The sequence below is a fragment of the Mesorhizobium sp. M7A.F.Ca.CA.004.06.1.1 genome, from assembly GCF_003999135.1.
Taxonomy (GTDB): domain Bacteria; phylum Pseudomonadota; class Alphaproteobacteria; order Rhizobiales; family Rhizobiaceae; genus Mesorhizobium.
In genome coordinates, this window is the sequence record NZ_RZPQ01000394.1 from 1 (window position 1) to 5,448 (window position 5,448).

Sequence of the window (5,448 nt, forward strand, 5' to 3'; positions counted from 1 at the left end):
ACAAGCCAGGCACGAATTGCGGAAAATAGTTCACACCGATGTCGATTTCCGGGAGGCCCATTCGTCTTCACGATAGGGAGCCGAAGAATTCGCCCAATCAGGAACGATGCGATGACAATCACCATCACGGCATTTGAGCGATCGCCCGATCGCGGCAAGGGACTGGCGCGCGATACGCGCGTTCGCTGGGCGCTCGAAGAGGTAGGGCTGCCTTATGAGGTTCGGTTTGTTTCCTTCGCGCAGATGAAGGCGCCGGACCATCTGGCCCTCCATCCCTTCGGCCAGATCCCCACCTACGAGGAGGGTTCTCTCTCACTGTTCGAGACCGGCTCGATCATCCTTCACCTTGCCGAGCAGCACGCGGGCCTGCTGCCCGGCGATCGCGATGCCCGCGCGCGTGCGATCACGTGGATGTTTGCCGCACTTAACACAGTCGAGCCGCCGATCCTCGAATTAACGACGGCAAAGATATTCGAAGCTGACAAGCCCTGGAGCGAGGAGCGTTTGCCATTGGTGAAGGATCGTGTTCGCGCCTGTCTCGACAGGCTCTCGGCTCGTCTGGACGCCGCCGAGTGGCTCGACGATGCATTCAGCGCGGGCGATCTGTTGATGGTATCGGTGCTGCTGCGACTAAGAATGTCGGGCATTTTGGACGAATATCAAAACCTTGCTGCATATGTAGCGCGCGGTGAAGCTCGGCCTGCTTACATCAGGGCTTTCGCCGCGCAATTTGCGATCAACGCTCCACCGGCCAGCTGAAACATTGGCTGATAAAGCCGAGCCGACAGCCGATTTGACATCAGCTGCCGCCGAAGAGTTGAGCGAGAGCATTGCCCTCAGAGCGAGACGGGCGGCGCCCCCTACCGGTCGACCATCGCCATGCCCCGCTCGGTGTAGCGCGGGCCGGAGATTTTCCCCGGCGCAAGCGCTTCGTCGAGCGCGGCCATCTCGGCGGCATCGAGTTTGATCGCGGCGGCGGCGACGTTCTCTCCCAAGTATTTTGTGCGCTTGGTGCCGGGGATCGGCACGATGTCGATGCCAAAGCCGTCGCCCTTCGCCAGCAGCCATGCCAGCGCGACCTGGCCGGGCTTGACGCCGCGGGCAGCGGCGATGTCGCTCACCTTGGCGGCCGCCTCGACATTGGCGCCGTAGTTTTCGCCCTGGTAGCGCGGGTCGTTGCGGCGATAATCGCCGTCGGGATAGTCTTCCGCGCGCTTGACCTGGCCGGTGAGAAAACCTCGGCCGAGCGGCGAGAACGGCACCAGGCCGATGCCGAGTTCGCCAAGCAGCGGGATGATCTCCGGCTCCAGATTGCGCTCCCACAGCGAATACTCGCTCTGCACCGCTGACACCGGGTGCGCGGCATGCGCCCGGCGGATGTTGGCCGCGCCGGCCTCCGACAGGCCGAAGAAGCGCACCTTGCCTTGCGCGACGAGTTCGCCGACGGCGCCCGCGACATCCTCCATCGGCACCGCCGGGTCGACGCGGTGCTGGTAGAGCAGGTCGATATGGTCGGTTCCGAGGCGGCCGAGCGAGGCTTCCACGACCTCACGAATATGCTCGGGCCGGCTGTCGGTTCCAGCCTGCTTGCCGTTTTCGATGCGGAAGCCGAATTTGGTGGCGATCGTCACCTGGCCGCGCTTGCCCTTCAACGCCCGGCCGAGCAATGCCTCGTTGGTATACGGGCCATAGACCTCGGCGGTGTCGAGGAAGGTGCAGCCGAGTTCGATGGCGCGGTGCAGCGTGGCGATGGATTCGGCCTCGTCGGCCGGGCCGTAGGACTGGCTCATGCCCATGCAGCCGAGGCCGATGGCCGAGACCTGCAGCCCCTGGCTGCCGAGCTTGCGTGTTTTCAGGGTCATGGCAGGCGTTCTCCGGGAAGGTCCAGGAATTATAGCAGCCGATCGCTCAATTCCCACAGGGTGTTCGGCCGCATGTCGATGGCTTGAAGACGACGCGGCCGCCCCATGGCTGCTCACCATGCGGCGGCGCTATTCTTCGACGGCCAGGATCACTCCGGCAATCGCGGCGCCGACAAAAGCGCCCACGGATGCGCCGACAAGGAGATCGGCTGTGATATGGTTGCCGACCACTTCGCCGACACCGCCTCCAACCAATGTGCCGGCAATTATACCGATGAAAAGGCGGAGAAGTGGATCCGTAGTCAGGCGATTCAGCATCATGATGGCCTTTGCAGCTCGCTCACATGTTGGAGGCGACATCGCGGGTGGACGGAGGCTTGGGCCTATGAGCGGCACGCTGGTTTGACGCCTGCGGCGCAACGCTGGGCGTGGCTTTGGCATTCCCAGCGGTGTTGGACGCTTGCGCCTTGCGGCGCCTGAGCCAGTTGGATGACAGTTCGGCAAGGAGACTGCGCAGAGCCTTCACCACGTCCTCCTGAGTGCGGCGAGGCCAAAACCTCTATGCACCCAGTTTGTTCCACACCGAAAACAATCGTTCGCGAAACGGCGCCTGCCGGCGCGATCGGCCTGTTTGCCGGGTTCTGTCGAGGAGTGGATCGGAGGTCGCGGCATGTTCTGCCAAGCAGGCTGGCAGGTGACGTGACGCTGCCCAGGCTCCCAGTGCGCTGAAAGCGGCCGGGCATCACCTGCCGATATAGGCGGCCAGTTCGTCCGGCGTCCCGTTCGGGAAGGCCTGTTTCAGAAAGTCCAGGAAAGCCGACACGCGCGGGCTGAGCAGCCGCCGGGACGGGTAGAGCGTCCACAGAGCGATCTCAGGGCCGTCAATGTCTCCCCAATTCACCAGTGTGCCGTCAGCCAAATCGTGGGCCACCAACGAAATGGGAAGACGTGCTGCCCCGACCCCCGCTCGCACCGCATCGCGCACCATAATGAGCGTTCCCAAAGCGAGGACCGGCTCGATTTTTATCGCCGACCGGCCAGCCTCTGTCTTCACGTGCCATATTTGCCGTTCGCCTGTCCCGCGCGCAACGCCAGGGGCCGGACCACCGGTGCGAGGAAGGTCAGGGCTCGCCACGACGACCAGCCGGTCGCGGAGAAACGCCCGTCCGACCAGGCTTTCGTCGGGATCCGGGTTGACCCGGATTACCAGGTCGTAGCCTTCCTCGATCATGTCCACAGCCCGGTCCTCCGTCGTGACCTCCAGCCTCACCTCCGGAAATTTGAGGGCAAATCCCGCGGCGATCCTCCCCATCGCGGTCTGAGAAAAAAGCAGGGGCGCGCTGATACGCAATCTGCCCTTGGGTCTTTGACCGCCCGAGGCGATCGCCGCGGCCGTCTCGTCCAGTTCGGCAAGCAACGCCCCCGTCCGCTCGAAAAGCGCCCGTCCTTCCTCGGTGAGCTTCAGGTTACGCGCACCCCGTTCAAACAGGCGCAGGTCAAGGCTGCTCTCCAAGTCTCCAACCCGCCGGGACAGCGTTGCCTTGGGCCGGCCGGTGGCCCTTGCCGCTTTGCCGAAACCGCCATGGCGGGCAACGAGGTTGAAATCGGTCAGGGCCAGAAGATCCATGAGTGTTCCACCAGTGAGACGGTACGTCTAAAATTTTCGCCTATTTGAATGTTTGTGAGCCACACATATTGGGCCTGTCAAGCAACCCAACAGGAGAAATTCCATGACCATCCTCGTTACCGGCGCCACAGGCAATGTTGGCCGCCAAGTCGTCGAGCACCTCGTCAAGCGCGGCGCCGACGTCCGTGCTCTCGTCCGCGACCCGTCGAAAGCCAGCTTCCCGGCGGGCGTATCGGTCGCGCAAGGCGACTTCCTCGATGTCGATTCGCTGCGCAAAGCCATGTCCGGTGTTTCCACCCTGTTCCTCTTGAACGCGGTGGTGCCGGACGAATTCACCCAGGCTTTGGTCGCCTTGAACGTCGCCCGATCGGCGGGCATCGAGCGGATTGTCTATCTCTCGGTGATCCATGCCGACGTCTATGTGAACGTGCCGCATTTCGCCGGCAAGTTCGGCGTCGAGCGAATGATCGAGCAGATGGGCTTCAAGGCTACGATCCTGCGTCCGGCCTATTTCATCCAGAACGACCTGATGATCGAAGACGTGATCACCGGCTACGGCACCTACACGATGCCGATCGGCGTCAAGGGTCTCGCCATGATCGATGTGCGTGATATCGCCGAGATCGCCGCTCTCGAGTTGCTGCGTCGCGAACGGTCCGCAGAGCCGCTTGCGCTCGAGCGGATCAATCTCGTCGGTCCGCAGACACTGACGGGAACGGATATCGCGGCCATCTGGTCCGACGTGCTCGCCCGCCCGATCAGCTACGGCGGCGACAACACCGAAGGTTTCGAGCAGAATCTCAAGCAGTTCCTGCCTGCCTGGATGGCGTACGATATGCGCTTGATGGGCGAACGGTTCCTGACCGACGGCATGCTGCCCGAGGCCGGCGACGTCGAGCGCCTGACCGCGCTTCTCGGCCGCCCGTTGCGTCCCTATCGCGACTTCGCCTCACAAATCGCCGGCTCCGCCTGAGGAACTGCTCTGGTCATCACCAAGGTACGGAAACAGCAGGGCGGCCCTTTGAGGAGGCCGCCTTGACTGGCACGGGACAAATGCGCGTTCAGCCGGAATTGCCTTACTGCAGGGTGGCCTCACCAGGTCTGTCGAGTTGGGCGTTGACGCGCTCACCATCGTCGCCACCGAGGCCATCCACGAACAGACCAGCTACGCCGTCGAAATTGGTGAGCCCGTCGAATTCAATTGCCGCGCCAATCAGCTGGGCTGCCTGGAAGACAAGGTATTCGACGTCCTCGAGGGCGACGTTTTCGGCCAGATTCCTGACCCTTACATGCTCCGCCACCGCCGTGATGCTGACGATGCCGGTCTTCCTGAAGGCGACCTGGACTGCTGAACGGACGTCATCGCGTAGTCGCGCCGAGTAATCATACCGCATCGAAACCTCCCAAGGGGACCGGTTTTCGTTGAGGTTGCACAATGCGGCAGAGGCTTCGTCTTGGCAAGTCACGAATTAAAAAATATCTAAACAAATCAGGTAGTTACAATAGTTATGCAAGTGTGCGCCTTACGCCGAATACCCATGAGACTCATCTTGAGCATGAGAAGCAGTTCACCCATCGCGAGGTCTTGACGCGCTAGGAGCGGCTTCCTAATTATGCGGTAAGTGAGTTGAATACTCATTCTACGTATTTGTGGTGCTGAGCGAGGGAAGCGCGATGACTGAACTGGAACGCCCGGAACGGTTGCAGATCATGCTGACGTCAGACGAACTGGCGGCGCTGGAAAACTGGCGCTTCGACAAGCGCATGCCGAGCCGTTCGGCCGCCGTGAGGGAATTGCTGCGGCGCGGTCTTGCCTCGGATGGCTTCCTGACGGCGGAGCAAGGGACGAAGTCGCAAGACTTCGGCATCCTGCCAACCGCCGGCGGCAACGGCATTTCCGACGGCGGCAAGGAGTAGGGCGGTTCACCGTGCCTGAGCCGCCCTGGTCCCGCAGGCCGG

Annotated in this window: 7 protein-coding genes; 3 read left to right on the forward strand and 4 right to left on the reverse strand. The window is 62.3% G+C overall.

From position 1 onward, the window contains the following. Positions 1-111 precede the first annotated feature (111 nt). Complete coding sequence (locus EN906_RS21445; protein WP_127271145.1) at positions 112-759, forward strand: glutathione S-transferase family protein; 648 nt, start codon at positions 112-114, stop codon at positions 757-759. A 101-nt stretch (positions 760-860) separates the two neighbouring features. Here EN906_RS21445 and EN906_RS21450 read toward each other — a convergent pair whose 3' ends face one another. The 3 genes from EN906_RS21450 to EN906_RS21465 form a co-directional block, all read right to left on the reverse strand. Beyond that, a complete protein-coding gene (locus EN906_RS21450; protein ID WP_127270568.1) occupies positions 861-1,862 on the reverse strand; it encodes an aldo/keto reductase in 1,002 nt (333 codons plus the stop codon). Positions 1,863-1,991: 129 nt separating this feature from the next. After that, positions 1,992-2,180 (reverse strand): hypothetical protein, encoded by a 189-nt coding sequence (locus EN906_RS21455; RefSeq protein ID WP_127270567.1) that lies wholly within the window; start codon positions 2,178-2,180, stop codon positions 1,992-1,994. 424 nt (positions 2,181-2,604) lie between these two features. Beyond that, positions 2,605-3,489, reverse strand: a complete 885-nt coding sequence (locus tag EN906_RS21465) for a LysR family transcriptional regulator (protein WP_127270566.1) — start codon at positions 3,487-3,489, stop codon at positions 2,605-2,607. A gap of 103 nt (positions 3,490-3,592) precedes the next feature. On the opposite strand from EN906_RS21465, the gene EN906_RS21470 reads away from it, so the two are divergent. After that, positions 3,593-4,462 carry an NmrA/HSCARG family protein gene (locus EN906_RS21470; RefSeq protein WP_127271143.1) on the forward strand — a complete coding sequence of 290 codons (870 nt, stop codon included), beginning with the start codon at positions 3,593-3,595 and terminating at the stop codon, positions 4,460-4,462. A gap of 103 nt (positions 4,463-4,565) precedes the next feature. Here EN906_RS21470 and EN906_RS21475 read toward each other — a convergent pair whose 3' ends face one another. Continuing rightward, positions 4,566-4,883 carry a hypothetical protein gene (locus EN906_RS21475; protein WP_127269194.1) on the reverse strand — a complete coding sequence of 106 codons (318 nt, stop codon included), beginning with the start codon at positions 4,881-4,883 and terminating at the stop codon, positions 4,566-4,568. Between the two features lie 280 nt (positions 4,884-5,163). Here EN906_RS21475 and EN906_RS21480 point away from each other — a divergent pair, with 280 nt between their 5' ends. Further along, on the forward strand, positions 5,164-5,406 hold the full coding sequence (locus EN906_RS21480; RefSeq protein ID WP_127269195.1) for a hypothetical protein: 243 nt from the start codon (positions 5,164-5,166) through the stop codon (positions 5,404-5,406). Positions 5,407-5,448: the final 42 nt, after the last annotated feature.